At 69.0% G+C, this 17,288-nt stretch carries 18 protein-coding genes; 4 read left to right on the forward strand and 14 right to left on the reverse strand.

All coding sequences use genetic code 11. The annotated features are described in order from the left end of the window. Positions 1-2: 2 nt before the first annotated feature. The 14 genes from ACFSXZ_RS27055 to ACFSXZ_RS27120 form a co-directional block, all read right to left on the reverse strand. The gene (locus ACFSXZ_RS27055; RefSeq protein ID WP_378268013.1) at positions 3-404 is read right to left on the reverse strand and encodes a YbjN domain-containing protein; all 402 of its coding nucleotides are present in this window, start codon (positions 402-404) and stop codon (positions 3-5) included. Then, positions 401-1,222, reverse strand: coding sequence for an isoprenyl transferase (locus tag ACFSXZ_RS27060; RefSeq protein ID WP_378268014.1), 822 nt, complete (start codon positions 1,220-1,222; stop codon positions 401-403). Before ACFSXZ_RS27060 ends, ACFSXZ_RS27055 begins: the two co-directional genes overlap by 4 nt. Next, the gene (recO, locus tag ACFSXZ_RS27065; RefSeq protein ID WP_378268015.1) at positions 1,203-2,012 is read right to left on the reverse strand and encodes a DNA repair protein RecO; all 810 of its coding nucleotides are present in this window, start codon (positions 2,010-2,012) and stop codon (positions 1,203-1,205) included. The genes ACFSXZ_RS27060 and recO overlap by 20 nt, the downstream gene beginning before the upstream one ends. A 182-nt stretch (positions 2,013-2,194) precedes the next feature. After that, complete coding sequence (locus ACFSXZ_RS27070; protein ID WP_378268016.1) at positions 2,195-2,659, reverse strand: DUF2752 domain-containing protein; 465 nt, start codon at positions 2,657-2,659, stop codon at positions 2,195-2,197. A gap of 6 nt (positions 2,660-2,665) precedes the next feature. Next, entirely contained in the window at positions 2,666-3,556 is an 891-nt protein-coding gene (gene era / locus ACFSXZ_RS27075; protein ID WP_378268017.1) for a GTPase Era, read from the reverse strand. Beyond that, positions 3,553-3,921: a cytidine deaminase gene (locus ACFSXZ_RS27080; RefSeq protein ID WP_378268018.1), complete on the reverse strand. Its 369-nt coding sequence runs from the start codon at positions 3,919-3,921 to the stop codon at positions 3,553-3,555. The genes era and ACFSXZ_RS27080 overlap by 4 nt, the downstream gene beginning before the upstream one ends. After that, positions 3,914-5,245 (reverse strand): hemolysin family protein, encoded by a 1,332-nt coding sequence (locus ACFSXZ_RS27085; RefSeq protein WP_378268019.1) that lies wholly within the window; start codon positions 5,243-5,245, stop codon positions 3,914-3,916. Before ACFSXZ_RS27085 ends, ACFSXZ_RS27080 begins: the two co-directional genes overlap by 8 nt. Before the next feature lie 25 nt (positions 5,246-5,270). Next, on the reverse strand, positions 5,271-5,813 hold the full coding sequence (ybeY, locus tag ACFSXZ_RS27090) for an rRNA maturation RNase YbeY (protein ID WP_378268020.1): 543 nt from the start codon (positions 5,811-5,813) through the stop codon (positions 5,271-5,273). A 133-nt stretch (positions 5,814-5,946) separates the two neighbouring features. After that, positions 5,947-7,002 carry a PhoH family protein gene (locus ACFSXZ_RS27095; protein ID WP_378268021.1) on the reverse strand — a complete coding sequence of 352 codons (1,056 nt, stop codon included), beginning with the start codon at positions 7,000-7,002 and terminating at the stop codon, positions 5,947-5,949. Positions 7,003-7,123: 121 nt separating this feature from the next. Next, the gene (locus ACFSXZ_RS27100; RefSeq protein WP_378268022.1) at positions 7,124-7,480 is read right to left on the reverse strand and encodes a histidine triad nucleotide-binding protein; all 357 of its coding nucleotides are present in this window, start codon (positions 7,478-7,480) and stop codon (positions 7,124-7,126) included. Positions 7,481-7,988: 508 nt separating this feature from the next. Continuing rightward, positions 7,989-8,750, reverse strand: a complete 762-nt coding sequence (locus ACFSXZ_RS27105; protein WP_378268023.1) for a 16S rRNA (uracil(1498)-N(3))-methyltransferase — start codon at positions 8,748-8,750, stop codon at positions 7,989-7,991. An 11-nt stretch (positions 8,751-8,761) separates the two neighbouring features. Then, positions 8,762-9,928, reverse strand: coding sequence for a molecular chaperone DnaJ (gene dnaJ, locus ACFSXZ_RS27110; protein ID WP_378268083.1), 1,167 nt, complete (start codon positions 9,926-9,928; stop codon positions 8,762-8,764). Between the two features lie 23 nt (positions 9,929-9,951). Next, positions 9,952-10,977, reverse strand: coding sequence for a heat-inducible transcriptional repressor HrcA (gene hrcA, locus ACFSXZ_RS27115; protein WP_378268024.1), 1,026 nt, complete (start codon positions 10,975-10,977; stop codon positions 9,952-9,954). Between the two features lie 150 nt (positions 10,978-11,127). Continuing rightward, positions 11,128-12,417: an aspartate aminotransferase family protein gene (locus ACFSXZ_RS27120; RefSeq protein WP_378268025.1), complete on the reverse strand. Its 1,290-nt coding sequence runs from the start codon at positions 12,415-12,417 to the stop codon at positions 11,128-11,130. 112 nt (positions 12,418-12,529) lie between these two features. On the opposite strand from ACFSXZ_RS27120, the gene ACFSXZ_RS27125 reads away from it, so the two are divergent. From ACFSXZ_RS27125 to ACFSXZ_RS27140, 4 genes are all read left to right on the forward strand, one after another. Beyond that, positions 12,530-14,125, forward strand: a complete 1,596-nt coding sequence (locus tag ACFSXZ_RS27125; RefSeq protein ID WP_378268026.1) for a PucR family transcriptional regulator — start codon at positions 12,530-12,532, stop codon at positions 14,123-14,125. A 162-nt stretch (positions 14,126-14,287) separates the two neighbouring features. Next, the gene (locus ACFSXZ_RS27130; protein ID WP_378268027.1) at positions 14,288-14,659 is read left to right on the forward strand and encodes an SSI family serine proteinase inhibitor; all 372 of its coding nucleotides are present in this window, start codon (positions 14,288-14,290) and stop codon (positions 14,657-14,659) included. Between the two features lie 176 nt (positions 14,660-14,835). Then, positions 14,836-16,446: an NCS1 family nucleobase:cation symporter-1 gene (locus tag ACFSXZ_RS27135; protein ID WP_378268028.1), complete on the forward strand. Its 1,611-nt coding sequence runs from the start codon at positions 14,836-14,838 to the stop codon at positions 16,444-16,446. Further along, positions 16,443-17,285, forward strand: coding sequence for a nitrilase-related carbon-nitrogen hydrolase (locus ACFSXZ_RS27140; RefSeq protein WP_378268029.1), 843 nt, complete (start codon positions 16,443-16,445; stop codon positions 17,283-17,285). Before ACFSXZ_RS27135 ends, ACFSXZ_RS27140 begins: the two co-directional genes overlap by 4 nt. Positions 17,286-17,288: the final 3 nt, after the last annotated feature.

The following is a 17,288-nucleotide window of genomic DNA, read 5'->3' on the forward strand; positions in this document are numbered from 1 at the left end:
CTTTACGACGCGAAGTCGAGCAGTTCCGCCCGCAGTTGCGAAGCGGTGGACACGACCAGCATCAACAGAGTGCCCAGCGGGGCGGGATCCAGGCCCTGCGCGGGAAACGCGTACCGCAGGGTCATGTCGAGCCCGCGCTCGGTGTGGATCACGCCGAGCGTGCCGAACAGGCCCTCGCCCGCGCGTTCGGCGGCGGAGGCCGCGACGCCGGGCCGGTCGGGCAGGTCCCAGCCGACCACGCAGGTCAGGCTGAGCACGGTCAGCCCCTCGGCGAGTTCGCTCGACTGGATCACGCACGGCACCCCGGCGTGGGCGAAGGTGAGCGCACCGTCCGGGTCGACCCGCACCTCGAGGTAACGCTCCAGCGCCTCGCGGGCACGTCCCAGCAGTTCCGTGTCGTTCACGATGCTCCCTTGGCCGCCGCGTCGACGGCGGCCCCGAACCGCCGGTCCCGCTTGGCGTACTCGAGGCACGCGGCCCACAGTTGCCGCCGGTCGAAGTCGGGGAAGAGGGTGTCCTGGAAGACGAACTCGGCGTAGGCCGACTGCCACAGCATGAAGTTCGACGTGCGCAGTTCTCCCGACGGCCGCAGGAACAGGTCCACGTCCGGCATTTCCGGTTGGTACAGGTACTTCGCGAGCATCCGCTCGTCCACCTTGTCCGGGTTGATCTTGCCCTCGGCGGCCAGTTGCGCGATGCGCCGCGTGGCGTCGACGATCTCGGCACGGCCGCCGTAGTTGACGCACATGGTCATGTTGAGCGCCGTGTTGTGCTTCGTCTTTTCTTCGGCGGCCTGAAGTTCCCGGATCACGCTGCGCCACAGCCTCGGCGCCCGTCCCGCCCACCGGATCCGCACCCCGATGGAACCGAGATAGTCCACCTGGCGGCGGATCGTGTCGCGGTTGAAGCCCATGAGGAACCGCACCTCTTCGGGACTGCGCTTCCAGTTCTCGGTGGAGAAGGCATACACCGAAAGCCAGCGGACGCCCAGTTCGACGGCGCCGCTCGCGACGTCGATCATCACGGCCTCGCCGCGCTTGTGGCCCTCGATCCGCGGCAGCCCCCGCTGGTTGGCCCAGCGCCCGTTGCCGTCCATCACCAGCGCCACGTGCCGGGGCAGCAGCGCGGCCGGGATCTCCGGGGGCGTGGCACCCGAGGGATGGGGCTCCGGTCGCCGCGCCGGCATCGGTGACGCGGTGACCTCACGTGCCCTGCGCCGCACGAGTTTCCTCCCTGATTCGCCCAGTGTCGTTCTTTCCAGAGTCGTTCGCCGAGGTTACTTGCCGCCGTTCCACCAGTGGCAGGGACCGTAGCTGCCGCTCCAGATGCCACTGGAGATGCGCCGCGACCAGGCCGCTGGCGTCCCGCCGCGCACCGGCGAGGGACGCCTCGGCCACGTCCCAGTCGCCATGCAGGAGAGCCTCCAGCAGCACCAGCACCTCCGGCGCCGGATGCACCGCGCCCGGCGCCCGGCAGCTGCCGCACAGGGAACCGCCCGCCGTCACGCTGAACGCGTTGTGCGGCCCGGGCAGGCCACAACGGGCGCATTCGGTGATGGCCGGTGCCCATCCCGCGAAGGCCATCGCTCGCAGCAGGAACGCGTCGAGCACCAGCGAGGCGTCACGCTCTCCCCCGGCGAGCGCCCGCAGCGCGCCGGTGACCAGCAGGTACAGGCGCAGCGCCGGCTCGCCCTCCTCCGCGGTGAGCCGGTCGGCGGTCTCGGCTATCGCGCTGGCGGCGGTGTAGCGCTGGTAGTCGCCGACCAGCGGCAGCGCGAACGCGTCCACCGTCTCGACCTGGGTGATCACGTCGAGGGTGCGGCCGGTGTAGAACTGGGCGTCCACGTGACCGAAGGGCTCCAGCCGGGCGCCGAACCGGGAAGTCGTGCGGCGCACGCCCTTGGCGACCGCGCGCACCTTGCCGTGGCGGCGGGTGAGCAGGGTGATGATCCGGTCGGCCTCACCGAGCTTGTGCACCCGCAGCACCACACCGGTGTCGCGATAGAGGGTCACTGTTCCTCCGCGAGTTTGCGCGCCCCCGCGATCGTGTCGACAGGGCGCTCCTCGCCGACGCACGTCACGCACGGCCGTAGGGCGCCCTGCCGCCCCGATAGCGGACAACAAGGGCGCGCCTTGTGGGCACCCTGATTGCCGCGAGTTGCCACAAGCGGTGTCACCGGTTCATCGTCTCACAGCTACACGAAGAGACCGGTGAACGGCGCGAACGGCAGATTCCGCGCGACGAACCACGCCACGAAGACCACACCGGAAACCACCGGCGTCCACCGCCAGTGCTGCCACGTCCGCACCGGCACACCACGACGGCGTCCGACCACCCAGGCACTGTTTTTCTCGCGAGTCTGCGCGCCCCCGCGATCGTGTCGACAGGGCGCTCCTTCCCAAGGCATGTCACTAAAGCTGTCGGGCGCCCTGCCGCCCCGATAGCGGATCCAGACGGCGCGCTCTGTGATCACCTTGAGAGCCGCGAGTCGAGCTGAGCGTGTCACGCTCCACAAGCACAGCAGCAGGAATCCGAGCGCGACGGCGTTGTAGTGCAGCGCCGCGGGGAGATCACCGCGCGCCAGGCTTCCCGCCATGCGCAGCCCGCCGCAGAGCGGGCAGTCGATGCCGAAGCAGGCGCGCGTCGGGCAGAGGATCATCTCCGCTCAGAATCCCAGGCGCCGCAGCTGTTTCGGGTCGCGCTGCCAATCCTTCGCGACCTTGACGTGGAGGTCGAGATACACCTTCGTGCCCAGCAGCGCCTCGATGTGGCGGCGCGCCTGGGAGCCGACGGTGCGCAGGCGTTCTCCCTTGTGCCCCAGGATGATTCCCTTCTGGCTGGGGCGCTCGACATACAGCAGCGCGTGCACGTCGAGGAGGTCGCGTCCCTCGCGCGGGATCATTTCCTCGACGGTGACCGCGATCGAATGCGGCAGCTCGTCCCGCACCCCCTCCAGCGCGGCCTCCCGGATCAGCTCGGCGACCAGCGTCTGCTCGGGTTCGTCGGTGATGTCGCCATCCGGATAGAGCACGGGGCCTTCGGGAAGCCGTTGCACCAGAAGGTCTTCGAGCACCCCGAGCTGATAACCGTCCACTGCGGACACCGGGACCAGCTCGGCGAAGTCCATGACTTTCTGCATGGCGAGCAGTTGCTCCGCGACCCGTTCCGGCGCGACGAGGTCGGTCTTGGTCACGACACCGATGACCGGGGTCCGGCGGGCGATCTTGGCGAGCTCGGCGGCGATGAACCGGTCGCCGGGTCCGACCTTTTCGTCGGCGGGGACACAGAATCCGACGACGTCCACTTCGGACCAGGTCGAGCGCACCAGGTCGTTGAGCCGTTCACCGAGCAGGGTTCGCGGCCGGTGCAGCCCCGGAGTGTCCACAATGATCAGTTGTGCGTCCTCGCGATGCACGATGCCGCGGATCGCGTGGCGCGTGGTCTGTGGCTTGCTGGAGGTGATCGCCACCTTTTCGCCGACGAGCGCGTTGGTCAGCGTCGATTTGCCGGCGTTGGGACGGCCGACGAAACAGGCGAACCCGGAACGATGGGTCACGGCCGTACTTCCCGCAGTACTTCCCGCACCGAGCCGGAAGGGTCGGCGCGGAAGATCCGCACGGACGGCGCGAGATCGCGCACCGCCTGCACCGAAGCGCCGGTGACCAGCGCGTCCTCGGTCACGACCGCGGCCGCCTCCAGGCTTTCCGCGCCACTGGACACCGCGGCCGCGACGGCCGCCTGGAGCGCGCTGATTCCGAAAGAGGGCAGGTCGACCGTGCTCGCCGCGTAGGTGCGCCCGTCGGTATCGCGCACCGCGGCGCCTTCCGCGGCCCCTGTCCTGGCGCGTGCCGCCCGGGCCAGCACGACGAGCTTCTCGTCCTCGGCCTCCAGTTCCCCCTCAGCCACCGGACCGTCAGCCATCTCCGCCACTCCGCTCGTGATCGTCACCGTTGCCGGTACGCACCTTACGTCCCGGGAACCTGCCGTCTTCGGCGTGGACCACCACCGTGGTGATCCGCATCCGGCCGCGCCGGTCCTTGCCGCCCTCCGCGGACAGGCGCAGGCCCTCGATATCGGCCTCCGCCCCGGGCAGCGGAACGCGGCCGAGCCGCTCCGCGAGCAGGCCGCCCACCGTCTCCACGTCGTGTCCTTCGAGGTCGACGCCGAACAGCATGGCGAGATCGTCCACGCCCAGGCGGGCCGAGACCCGGACCGAGGTGTCGTCGAGGTACTCGACCGGCGGCCGCTCCTCGATGTCGGATTCGTCGGTGATCTCGCCGACGATCTCCTCGAGGATGTCCTCGATGGTGAGCAGGCCGGCCGTCCCGCCGTACTCGTCCACCGCGATCGCCATGTGGTTGCGCGAAACCTGCATCTCGCGGAGCAGGTCGTCCAGTCGTTTCGAGTCCGGCACGAAGGACGCCGGGTTCATCAGTTCCTCGACCGGGCACGCGGATCCTTCGTTCACCGAGGCGCGCACGAGGTCCTTGAGATTGGCCACACCGACGATGTCGTCGACCGACTCGCCGATCACGGGAATCCGGGTGAAACCGGTGCGCAGGGACAACGCGAGCGCCTGCCGGACGGTCTTGGTCCCCTCGATCCAGACGATCTCGGTGCGCGGCACCATCACCTCGCGCGCGACCGTGTCCCCCAGTTCGAAGACCGAGTGGATCATCTCCCGCTCGCCGGGCTCGACCACCCCCCGTTCCTGGGCCAGGTCGACCAGCTCGCGCAGCTCTATTTCGGAACTGAACGGCCCCTCGCGGAAGCCCTCACCGGGCGTGATCGCGTTACCGATGAGGATGAGCAGGCGGCTCAACGGCCCGAGCACCGATCCGAGCACCCGCACCGGCACCGCCGTCACGATGCCGACGCGGTAGGGGTGCTGGCGGCCGATCGTGCGCGGGCCGACACCGATCAGCACGTAGCTGACCACGACCATGACCGCGGCGGCGACCACCACGGCCAGCCAGTCCGGGTCGATCCAGCGCAACAGCACGACGGTGACCAGCACGGTCGCGGTGAGCTCGCAGCCGACCCGCAGCAGGAGCAGCAGGTTGATGTGACGGCGCCGTTCCGTCACCACCGTGGCGAGCTGGCGCGCGCCGGGCCTGCCGCCGCGCACCAGGCCCTCGACGCGGGCCAGTGACACGGTGCTGACCGCGGCGTCGGCCGCGGCGAAGACGCTGCCGAGCAACACCAGCCCGACCGCGATCACCAGCATTGCGGCGGGATTCGCCATCAGTGACCGTCTCCCCGGTGCGCAGCTATCCCTCGGAGGGAGTGTCGAGTCCGGCCGCGCCGAGCAGGCGATCGTCGATGGTGCGCTGCGTGTCGCGGCGCCGGGCGTTGGCCGCGGCGGCGTGGAAGTCGTCGAGGATCCGCTTCTGCAGCCCGAACATCTCGCGTTCCTCGCCGGGCTCTGCGTGGTCGTAGCCGAGCAGGTGCAGCACACCGTGCACGGTCAGCAGGTGCAGTTCCTCGATCAGCGAGTGGCCCGCGGTGCGCGCCTGGTCCTTGGCGTAGTCCGGGCAGAGCACGATGTCGCCGAGCAACGCCGGCGAACTCTCCCCGGCGTCGGGCCGGTGACCGGCCTCCAGCTCGTCCATCGGGAAGGCCATGACGTCGGTGGGGCCGGGCAGGTCCATCCACTGCTCGTGCAGCCCGGCCATGTCGTCCAGGGTGACCAGCAGGACGGAAAGCTCGGCCAGCGGGCTGACCTCCATGCGGTCGAGCGCGAACCGCGCGGCCGACACGATGGAGGTCTCGTCGACCGGGACCCCGGACTCGTTCCGGATCTCGATGCTCACTCTTTTTCTCCCGACCTGCGCGCGAACGTGGATGCGGAGACGGACCTCCGGCCCGCCTCCGCATCCACGTGGCCTTCGGCCAAGGCGCGCTCAACGGTCACCATGGGAGCCGGGATCTCATTTGCGAACATGCTCACTGGCGGCGCCAGCCGTTCCCGGTGGCGGAGTCCTGGACGGCCTGCCACTTCTCGTAGGCGTCGACGATGTCGCCGACGAGCCGGTGCCGCACCACGTCGTGGCTGGTGAGCGTGGCGAAGTGCAGGTCTTCCACGCCTTCGAGGATCTCGCGCACCACCCGCAGGCCGCTGCGCTGCCCGCTGGGCAGGTCGACCTGGGTGATGTCACCGGTGACCACGATCTTGGAGCCGAAGCCGAGCCGGGTGAGGAACATCTTCATCTGCTCGGGCGTGGTGTTCTGCGCCTCGTCGAGGATGATGAAGGCGTCGTTGAGGGTGCGTCCCCGCATGTAGGCCAGCGGCGCGATCTCGATCGTGCCCGCCTGGATCAGCCGGGGGATCGACTCCGGGTCGACCATGTCGTGCAGCGCGTCGTACAGCGGCCGCAGGTACGGGTCGATCTTCTCGTAGAGCGTGCCCGGGAGGTATCCGAGCCGCTCGCCGGCCTCGACCGCGGGCCGGGTCAGGATGATGCGGGTGACCTGCTTGGCCTGGAGGGCCTGCACGGCCTTGGCCATCGCGAGGTAGGTCTTGCCGGTGCCGGCGGGGCCGACGCCGAAGACGACGGTGTGCCTGTCGATCGCGTCGACGTAGCGCTTCTGGTTGAGCGTCTTGGGCCGGATCGTGCGCCCGCGCCGGGACAGGATGTCCATGCTGAGCACGTCGGCGGGCGACTCGGTGCCGCCTGCCGAAAGCATCGCCACGGTGCGCCGGACCATGTCCGGCTTGACCTCCTGGCCCTTCGCGGCGAGCGTGACGAGTTCGGCGAAGACCCGTTCCCCGAAGGCCACGTCGGCGGGCGCGCCGGTGAGGGTGACCTCGTTGCCACGAACGTGGACGTCGGCGTCCAGGAGTTCTTCCGCCACCCGCAGGTTCTCGTCGCGTGACCCCAGGAGCGACAACACGGCCGTGTCCGGAACGGGGAATCGTGACTGCGCACTCTTGGTGCCTGTCTGGGGAGCGTCCTCTCCGACATCCGAGCGGGCGGCTCCACCCTGTGCGGTACCGGCCAAGTGTCCTCGGGCCTACCTTCTGGTGTGTCTGACTTGCTGACGTGTCTGCTGGTGCGGCTGCTGATGCATCCGGGTTACCTGACTACGATGCTAGCTGGCCATGGTGGCTGTGCGCACGCGGTTACCCGTGCCGCCCGAAGAATCCGAGCTGTTCCCCGCCGAGAACATGGGCATGCACGTGGAACACCGTCTGCCCGGCGTCACCGTCGGTGTTGAACACGACACGATACCCGGACTCGGAAATCCCCTCCAGCTTGGCGACTTTCGCCGAGGTACTCAGCACATCCGCCAGCAACCCAGGATCGGCCGCCGCCAGCTCGGCCACATTCCGATACCGCTTCCGCGGCACCACCAGCACATGCACCCTCGCCTGAGGCCGGATATCCCGGAACGCGAACGTGGTCTCATCCTCATAAACCACATCCGCGGGAATCTCCCCCGCGATAACCCTCTCGAACAACGTCTCCGCGTCACTCATACCCAAACCCTAACCACACCCCAAGACCCACCCCACACTCCCAACCCCGATGTGAGCCGCCAGGCGAACAAGCCCAACTCCCCCACACGATGTGAGCCGCCAGGCGAACGAGCCCCCTCCCCCACCACGATGTGAGCCGAAGGCGAACGAGCCACCCCCACCCGGAACTCGCGGCACCCACCCCACCCCACGAAACTCGCGGGGGGTCCAGGGGGCTTGCCCCCTGGCGGGGGTCTGGGGGCTCGGCCCCCAAAAAGGACGCGGAACCGCCAAGGCAGCGAAGTGAGCCGAAGGCGAACGAAGATGCCGCGGGCGGTGGAGCCTGGGGGTCGCTCCACCGCCCCGCGGCCCGCCGGACCGAGGGGGGAGGTGTCCGGCGGAGATGGGGTACCTGCGAGTGAACCCCCCAGGTAGACAGCTTCAGGGTAGTGCTTGCGGCTGTGTCCGCGCCAGCAATCATCCCATTTTTTTCCAGGTTTCGAAAACACTCGGTATGTTCGGGCAATCTTCACGTCCATCGGCTGGTCAGCGCGCCGAGCGCGCCGAGGGCGACGACGGCCGCCGTGGAAGTGCGCAGGACGGTCGGCCCGAGACGGACCGGAAGTGCTCCGGCGTTGGTCAGTGCTTCGGCTTCGGCGTCGGTGATTCCGCCCTCGGGGCCGACGACGAGCAGCAGGTCTCCATCGGTGGGCAGGTCCACTTCGGTGAGGCGGCGGGGTGCGGTTCCGTCAAGGACGAGCGCGAGTGCCGATTTTTCCGCGGTTTCACAGAGTCCGGCGGTGTCCACCGGAGTGAGCACCGGCGGCACGGTGGCCCGCCGGGCCTGTTTGGCGGCCGCACGGACGGTGGTCTGCCAGCGCGCCAGGGCTTTCGCACCGCGAGCGCCGTCGTCCCAGCGCGCCACGCTTCGGGCGGCCCGCCAGGGAAGTATCGCGTCGGCTCCGGCCTCGGTGGCCAGTTCCACCGCGAGCTCTCCGCGGTCACCCTTGGCGAGGGCCTGCGCGATGATCACCCGTGGCCGTGCCGGTGGTTCACTCCAGCGGCTTTCGACGGTCAGTTCGAGGCTGGCGTCCCGGCCGGGGTGCACGGTTTCGATCACACAACCGACGGCCGAGCCGGCGCCGTCGGCCAGCGTCAACCGCTCCCCCGGCCGCATCCGCCGGACCGTGGCCGCGTGACGGGCTTCGTCCCCGTCGAGCAGCGCGCGCGAACCGGTGGGGAGCGCGTCGACCAGGAACACCGGCGGAGTGGTGTCGGTGTCCAACCCCACGGTCCAGCCCGCTACTTGTGGCTCTTGGCACGCAGCTTCGAGAAGAGCCCGCCCTGGCCGCGGCCGTTGGCGGCCAGCGTGGGCAGCTCTTCCCCGCGCCGCTGAGCCAGCTCGAGGAGCAGCTCACGCTGGACGTCGTCGAGCTTGGTCGGCACCGCCACCTCGATGTGCACGTGGAGGTCACCCCGGCCGTCCACCCGGCCCGACGACCGCAGCCGCGGCATGCCCCGCGCGGTCAGCACCAGCTCGGTGTCCGGCTGTGTGCCGGGCTCGATGTCCAGTTCGTACTCGCCGTCGATCAGCGTCTCGAGCTGGATGCTCGCGCCCAGTGCCGCGGTGGTCATCGGCACGCGCAGGTTGCAGTGCAGGTCGTGGCCCTGGCGGACGAAGACGTCGTGCGGCTCCTCGTCGACCTCGACGTAAAGGTCGCCCGCCGGCCCACCGCCGGGGCCGACCTCGCCCTGGCCGGAGAGCCGGATGCGCATACCGTCGCCGACACCGGCCGGGATCTTGGCGGTCACATCGCGGCGCGCCCGCACCCGGCCGTCGCCGCCGCACTGGCGGCACGGGTCGGTGATGACCTCGCCGAAGCCACGGCAGACCGGGCACGGCCGGGCGGTGACCACCTGGCCGAGGAACGACCGCTGCACGGACTGGATCTCGCCCTGGCCACCGCACGTGTCGCAGGTGTGCACGCTGCCGCCGGGCGCGGTGCCCTGGCCACGGCACTGGTCGCACAGGACGGCCGTGTCGACCGTGATCTCCTTGTTCACCCCGGTCGCGCACTCTTCCAGGGTCAGCGAAATGCGGATCAGCGCGTCCGAGCCGGGCTGGACCCGGCTGCGGGGCCCCCGCCCGCGGCCGCCACCGGTGGCCGCGCCGAAGAAGGCGTCCATGATGTCGCCCAGGCCGCCGAAGCCGGCGAACGGGTCGCCGCCGCGGCCGCCCCCGCCTGCCCCGTTGTCCAGGGGATCCCCGCCGAGATCGACGATCTTGCGCTTCTGGGGATCGGACAGGACCTCGTAGGCGGTGGTGACCTCGCTGAACCGGTGCTTCGCGTCCTCGGAGGGGTTGACGTCCGGGTGCAGCTCTCTGGCCAGCTTCCGGTAGGCGCGCTTGATCTCCTGATCCGACGCGTTCTTGGGCACACCGAGAATGCCGTAGTAGTCCCTCGCCACCGCTCTCATGTCCTCCAAACCCCCTAGCCCCCGGCCAGGATCCGCCCCACATAGTTGGCGACCGCGCGAACCGCGGCGATCGTGCCCGGGTAGTCCATCCTCGTCGGACCGACCACGCCCATGCCGCCCAGCAGCATGTCATCCCGTCCGTAGCCGATCGACACCACCGAGGTACTGCGCATCTGTTCGTCCTCATTCTCCTCACCGATGCGCACGGTGATCGCACCGGGGTTGCGCGCCTCGGCGAGGAGCTTGAGGATCACGACCTGTTCTTCGAGTGCTTCGAGCACCTGGCGCAGCGACCCCGGGAAGTCGGCGACGCTGCGGGTGAGGTTCGCGGTGCCGCCGAGGACCAGCCTTTCCTCGGGATGGTCGACCAGGTGCTCCACCAGCACCGTGCACACCCGGATGAAGACGTCGCGGAGCTCACCGGGCGCCTGGTCGGGCAGTTCGGACACCCGGGAGGCCGCGTCGGTCAGCCGGCGGCCGGCCAGCGCGGAGTTCAGCGAATCCCGCAGGCGCGTCACGTTCTCCTCGGTGATCACGTCCCCGAGGTCGACGGTGCGCTGGTCGACCCGGCCGGAATCGGTGATCACCACCAGCATCAGGCGGGCCGGCGAGAGGGGCACGACCTCCAGATGCCGCAGGCTGGCGGCGGAGATGGTCGGGTACTGCACGACGGCGACCTGCCGGGTGAGCTGGGCGAGCAGCCGCACCGAGCGGCGCAGCATGTCGTCGATGTCGACCGCGCCGTCCAGGAAGGTGGTGATGGCCTTGCGTTCGGCCGGGGACAGCGGCTTGATCTCCGACAGCCTGTCCACGAACAGCCGGTAGCCCTTGTCCGTCGGGATCCGGCCGGCGCTGGTATGGGGCTGCGCGATGTAGCCCTCCTCCTCCAGCGCCGCCATGTCGTTGCGCACGGTCGCGCTGGAGACTCCGAGGTTGTGCCGGTCGACGATCGCCTTGGACCCCACGGGCTCCTGATTGGCCACGTAGTCGGCGACGATGGCGCGCAGCACCTGGAAACGACGTTCGTCGGAGCCCGCCACACCTCACCTCCGGATGTCTGGCTGCCGTCAAGTCTACGGAAAGCATGCCGACTACCGGGAAATGTGGGGAAAGTCGTGTCCTTCGGGCACAGTACGGCTTGCCCGTCCGGTCCTTTCTGCCCCTTTCGCGGGTTCTCAGACGGGGACTTCTCAGCCGGAGGCCGCCGAGTTTATGGCCGCTTCGAGGATTTCCAGCGCCTCGCTCGCCTCGGCGCCGGTGAGCGTCATCGGCGGCGCGAGGCGGATGACGTTGTTGTGCAGCCCGCCCTTGCCCACGAGCAGGCCGCGCTCACGGGTCCCCTCGAGCACCGCGGTGGCCGCGGCCGGGCTCGGGGCCCCGTCCGGGCCGACCAGTTCGATGCCGATCATCAGGCCCTTGCCTCGCACGTCACCGACCACCTCGTACCGCTCGCCGACCTCACGCAGTCCGGTCAGCAGCCGCTCGCCGAGCTTGGCCGCGTTGCCCTGCAGATCGTGGTCCAGCAGGTAGTCCAGGGTGGCCTTGGCGCCCGCGGTGGCCAGCGGGTTGCCGCCGAAGGTGGAAATCGAGTTGGCGGTGATCGCATCCATCACCTCGGGCCGGGCGACCACGCCCCCGATGGCGAGGCCGTTGCCGAGCCCCTTCGCGAAGGTCATCACGTCGGGCGTGACGCCGTGCGCCCCGATACCCCAGAAATGCTCGCCGGTGCGGCCCCAGCCGGTCTGCACCTCGTCGGAGATGAACAGGATGCCGTAGTCGTCGAGGACCTCCTTGAACGCGGCGAACAGCCCGTCCGGCGGGACGTTGAACCCGCCTACGCCCTGGATCGGCTCGGCGATGAACGCGGCCACGTCACCGGAGGTGCCGGTCACCAGCACGTCCCGGAGGTCTTCCACGCAGGCGTCGATGTAGGCGGAGTCGGACAGGCCGCGGAAGGCGTCACGGTAGCGGTAGCCACCGTGCACGGAGGAGACCCGGATCGGTGACAGCGAACTGGCCGACCAGCCGCGGTTGCCGGTGACGCCGACCGTGGCGAACGCGCGCCCGTGATAGGAGTTACGCAGGGCGAGAACCTGGTTACTGCGGCGATATTGGGTCGTCAGCATGAGCGCGGTCTCGTTGGCCTCGGTACCGGAGTTGGTGAAGAACACCTTCGCACCGGGGATTCCGGACTGCTCCGCGATCTGTTCGGCCAGCTCGACCTGCTTGCGGATCAGGTACAGCGTCGAGGTGTGCACGACGCCCGTGTCCAGCTGGGCCCGGATCGCCGCGGAGATCTCCGGAATGCCGTAGCCGATCGCGTTGGTCAGGATCCCGGCGAAGAAGTCGAGGTAGGTCCGGCCCGCGGAGTCGGTGACCCGGCGGCCGTGTCCTTCCACGATTTCGATCGGCTCGGCGTAGTACAACGCGAGCCAGTCCGGCAGTACCGCTTGGTGCCTGCGCAACAGATCTTCGCCCATGTTCCTGCCCTTCCCCGCGAGCCCGGCCCTCACCGCCAGTCTCCGGGGCCCACTCGGGTGGGCACCACGAGCAATGTGTACGGACTAGCGTTTCCGGCCGTACAGTCTGATCGTGTACCCGACCGTCGCGGAGGTGCTCGCCCTGCCGGTCATCCGGCAGGGGCGCCCGTGTGTGGTCGCGGGCGGTGAGGGTCTGGGCGCACGGGTGCGGTGGGTGCACGTCGCCGAGGCCGCCGGCATAGGTCACCTGCTCAAGGGCGGCGAACTCGTGCTGACCACCGGCATCGCACTGCCCGACGATCCCGCCGCGCTGTCCGCCTACCTGGACGACCTGGCCGCCGCGGGCGTTTCCGGACTGGTCGTGGAACTGGTGCGGCACTGGAGTCACGCACTGCCACCGGCACTGATCGAAGCCGCCGAGCGCAACACCGTGCCGCTGGTCACGCTGTCGCGCGAAACCCGTTACGTTTCGGTGACGGAGACGGTGAACGGTCTGATCGTCGACGCGCAGGTGGCCGAACTGCGGGCCGCGGACCAGGTGCACCAGACGTTCACGGACCTGACCGTCTCCGGCGCCGAACCGGACGCGGTGCTGCGCGAGGTGGTCCGGCTGACCGAACGTCCCACGGTGCTGGAAACCCTTGCCCGTGAAGTGCTCGCCTACGACGCGGCGGGCACCGACCCGGCCGAACTCCTCGCCGGCTGGCCCGCGCGATCGCGCGCGGTCCACCTTTCCGAGCGCACCGGCTACCACCCCGAAGCGGGTTGGCTGGTCACCGTCGTGGGTGCGCGCGGGCACGACTGGGGCCGGCTGGTGGTGTTGTTCGACGAACAGCCGCCGTACCGGCACGTCGTGGTGGCGGAGCGGGCGGCGTCCGCGCTCGCGGTGCACCGGCTCGTCGCGCGGGAAACCGACGGTCTGGAACGGCAGGCGCACCGCGCGGTGCTCGAGCGGTTGGTGGCGTCCCCGGTCCCGTCACCGGAATTGCTGGCCCGCGCGTCCGCCCTGGGTGTGCCGCTGAGCGGGCGGCGGCTGGTCGGTGTGGCGATCCGGCCCCGGCTCACGGACGCCCGGGAACCCACCGCGTCGGTCCCGGCCATCCTGCGTGAACTGGCCGAAGCCACGGCACTGGCGACGCGCAGGGCGAAGGTCTCGGCGCTCGTCGCGTTCGTCGACGACTTGAGCGTGTGCGCGCTGCTTTCCCTTTCCCCGCAGGCGAACGTGGACGCCGTGCTGCGCAGGCTGTCCGCCGCCGTCACCCCGTCCCGCACCCCGAGCGTGCTGGCCGCGGGCACCACAGTGGACAGTCCGGAACACGCGCGGCGCACCCTGGCCGAGGCCGCCCAGGTGGCGACGGCCGCGCTGCACTCCGCTTCCCGGCGTGCCGTGTACCGGTTGGAGGACGTGCGGCTGCGCGGACTGTTGCAGTTGCTGGCCGACGACGACCGGGTCCGCGCCTTCGCCGCGCGCGAACTGGGTCCCCTGCTGTCGCGGGACGCCGCTTCGGGGACACGCCTGATGCGGGCCTTGCGGCACTACTGCGAACACGGCGGGAACGTCTCCGCCGCCGCGGCCGCCGCGCACATCTCGCGAACGGCCTATTACCAGCAACTCGCGCGGATAGAACAGGTTCTGGGCGTGGCGCTGGAAGACCCCGAATCGATGCTTTCATTGTATGTGGCACTTCTGGCGCACGACATGGCCTGACGGCCGCACTTGTAACGTACATTTTCCTTGCCTCGCACCAAACCCGGCGACCTGGGATTTTTCCCGTCACGACGGGCGCCGCCCTTCGAAACATCCGCGAAAAACGGAATTCACACGACCGGGTAGCACTACGCGGTGACGAACGGTGCCACGATCTCAGTCATGCCTCTTCCAACCTTGATCCCGGCCGCGCTCTCCGCGCTCGCGCTGAGCATGGGCCCGGCGGCCACCCCCGGCTGTGAACTCACCCTCACCGTGCAAACCGAATTCGGAGCGCCCGTCTCGGCGACGGTGACCTGTGATCCAGTTTCCGGCACCCATCCGGATCCGACCATGGTGTGTGACGTACTGTCCAAAGCAGACGGAGACTTCCTGAAGATTCCCCGCGGGGAGGCCATGTTCTGCCCAGCCAACTACGCACCCGTGACCGTGACCGCCAAGGGCGACTGGCACGGCAAGCCGGTGGAGTTCACCCACACCTATCCCAACCAGTGCTCCGCGAACGTGTCCATGGGCAAGATTTTCAGCTTCTGACCCCCTCTTACCTTCCTGTAACACCATCGGCTGCTAGGGTCTGCGGCCGATGACGTCCGGCACCGGCCGATGCACCGGCCGGTGCCGGGCGCAATCGACAAAGTGCGTGACGAGCGGGCCAATGCCGAACACTCTGTAAATCCCCTCCGGCGGCACGGGCGCGCACCATTGAAGAAATGACCCAGCTCACCCAGATCACCCGGCCCGACGGCCGGGTCGATCTGCGCCAGGACTTCTCGATCGACGGCAGCCGGTTCATCAACGACGAACTGGCCCCGGTGCCGGTCGAGCGGCGCACCTGGACCACCTACAACTATTTCGCGCTGTGGATGGGAATGGCGCACAACATTCCCAGTTACGCGCTGGCCGCCTCCCTCATCGCGCTGGGGATGGACTGGGTACAGGCCCTGATCACCATCACCCTGGGCAACCTCATCGTGCTCGTGCCGATGCTGGCGAACAGTCACGCGGGCACCAAGTACGGCATCCCCTTCCCCGTGTTCGCCCGCGCCTTCTACGGCGTGCGAGGCGCGAACTTCGCCGCGCTGCTGCGGGCGTTCATCGCGTGCGGCTGGTTCGGCATCCAGACCTGGGTCGGCGGCGAGGCGATCTACATCCTGCTCGGCAAGCTCATCGGCCCGGCCTGGCGGAACGCGGCGAGCCTGGGTGGTCAGCCGTGGACGCTCTGGCTGTCGTTCGTGGTGTTCTGGGTGGTCCAGATGCTCATCATCTGGCGCGGGATGGAAGCCGTCCGCCGGTTCGAGAACTGGACCGCTCCCCTGGTTTCCGTGGGATTCCTGATCCTGCTGGGCTACGTCCTGGTGAAGGCAGGCGGGATCGGGCCGATCCTGGCCGAGCCGTCGAAACTGGGCTGGGGCACACCGTTCTGGAAGGTGTTCGCGCCGTCCCTGATGGCGATGATCGCGTTCTGGTCGACGCTCTCGCTCAACATGCCGGACTTCACCCGGTTCGGAGGCAGCCAGGCCAAGCAGGTACGCGGGCAGATCCTGGGCCTGCCGACGACGATGACGTTCATCGCGGCGGTGGCCATCCTGACCACCTCCGGCGGCGCGCTGCTCTACGGCCAGGCGATCTGGGACCCCGCTCAACTCGCGGACCACTTCTCCAGTCCCGTGCTCGTGGTGATCGCGCTCGTCGCGCTGGTGCTCGCGACGATCTCGGCGAACCTCGCGGCGAACGTGGTCAGCCCGTCCTACGATTTCTCCAACGCCTTCCCCAAACGGATCACCTTCGGCCTCGGCGGGCTGCTCACCGGTGTCATCGGCGTGGTGATCCAGCCGTGGAAGCTCTACTCCGACCCGGCCATCTACATCTTCGCCTGGCTCGGTTTCTACGGCGGGATCCTCGGCGCCGTCGCGGGCGTGCTCATCGCGGGTTACTGGGTCGTCAACCGGACCGAACTGGATTTGGCCGGGCTGTACACCGAAGGCGGGCGGTACTGGTTCCGCGCCGGGTGGAACTGGCGCGCGCTGGTCGCCTCGCTGGTGGGCGCGGTGCTCGCGGTCGGCGGGGCGTACACGGCACCGGGTTCCGACGGCCCGTTCCCGGCCGGTGGTCTCATCCCATTCCTGAAGCCGCTCTACGACTACAGCTGGGTGGCCGGCCTGGTGGGCGGCTTCGTCGTCTACCTCGCGCTTTCTCAAGTACTGCGCCGTTCTTCACCAATCCGACCACAGCCACGGCGGAAACGGGTGTCTACAAGCAGATCGGCCGCGGAGGCGTCTCCGCCTACTTTTGGTCGGATTGGTGAAGGAGGACACGAGTGAGCAACATGGTCAGAGCCGCCCTGGCGCAACAGCGCTGGACGGGTGACAAGGAATCGATGACCGAAGCCGCGGTACACCTGATCGGCACCGCCGCGTCGCAGGGTGCGCGGGTGATCTGTCTGCAGGAACTGTTCTATGGTCCGTACTTCTGCCAGGTTCAGGACTCCGACTACTACTCCTACACCGAGCCGGTCCCCGACGGGCCGACCACCAGGCTTCTTCAGGAGGTGGCCGAGCGGCACGGCATCGTGGTCGTCGCGCCGGTCTACGAAGAGGAGCAGAGCGGGGTCTACTACAACACCGCGGCGGTGATCGACGCCGACGGCACCTACCTCGGCAAGTACCGGAAGAACCACATCCCGCAGGTCAAGGGGTTCTGGGAGAAGTTCTACTTCCGCCCCGGCAACCTCGGTTACCCGGTCTTCGACACGGCCGTCGGGCGCATCGGGGTCTACATCTGCTACGACCGCCACTTCCCGGAAGGCTGGCGTGCCCTCGGCCTGGCGGGGGCGAAGATCGTGTTCAATCCGTCGGCGACCAGCCGTGGGCTGTCGCAGTACCTGTGGCGCCTCGAGCAGCCCGCGGCGGCGGTGGCCAACGAGTACTACGTCGGCGCGATCAACCGGGTCGGCGTGGAACCGTTGGGCGACAACGAGTTCTACGGCCAGACCTATTTCGCCGACCCGCGCGGGCAGCTCGTCGGAGACGCCGCGTCGGACACCGAGGAGGAACTCCTGGTGCGAGACCTGGACATGGACGCCCTCGACGAAGTCCGCAACCTGTGGGCGTTCTACCGCGATCGCCGTCCGGACTCCTACGGCCCGCTGGTCGCACCCTGAGGA

It is taken from the genome of Amycolatopsis pigmentata, from assembly GCF_042684065.1.
Taxonomy (GTDB): domain Bacteria; phylum Actinomycetota; class Actinomycetes; order Mycobacteriales; family Pseudonocardiaceae; genus Amycolatopsis_E; species Amycolatopsis_E pigmentata.

Excerpts from the sequence above, each read along its gene's own strand:
- ACFSXZ_RS27070 (WP_378268016.1), bottom strand. The coding sequence starts at position 2,659 with ATGATCCTCTGCCCGACGCGCGCCTGCTTCGGCATCGACTGCCCGCTC.
- ACFSXZ_RS27080 (WP_378268018.1), bottom strand. The coding sequence starts at position 3,921 with ATGGCTGACGGTCCGGTGGCTGAGGGGGAACTGGAGGCCGAGGACGAG.
- ACFSXZ_RS27085 (WP_378268019.1), bottom strand. The coding sequence starts at position 5,245 with ATGGCGAATCCCGCCGCAATGCTGGTGATCGCGGTCGGGCTGGTGTTG.
- ACFSXZ_RS27100 (WP_378268022.1), bottom strand. The coding sequence starts at position 7,480 with ATGAGTGACGCGGAGACGTTGTTCGAGAGGGTTATCGCGGGGGAGATT.
- ACFSXZ_RS27120 (WP_378268025.1), bottom strand. The coding sequence starts at position 12,417 with ATGGGCGAAGATCTGTTGCGCAGGCACCAAGCGGTACTGCCGGACTGG.
- ACFSXZ_RS27130 (WP_378268027.1), top strand. The coding sequence starts at position 14,288 with ATGCCTCTTCCAACCTTGATCCCGGCCGCGCTCTCCGCGCTCGCGCTG.
- ACFSXZ_RS27135 (WP_378268028.1), top strand. The coding sequence starts at position 14,836 with ATGACCCAGCTCACCCAGATCACCCGGCCCGACGGCCGGGTCGATCTG.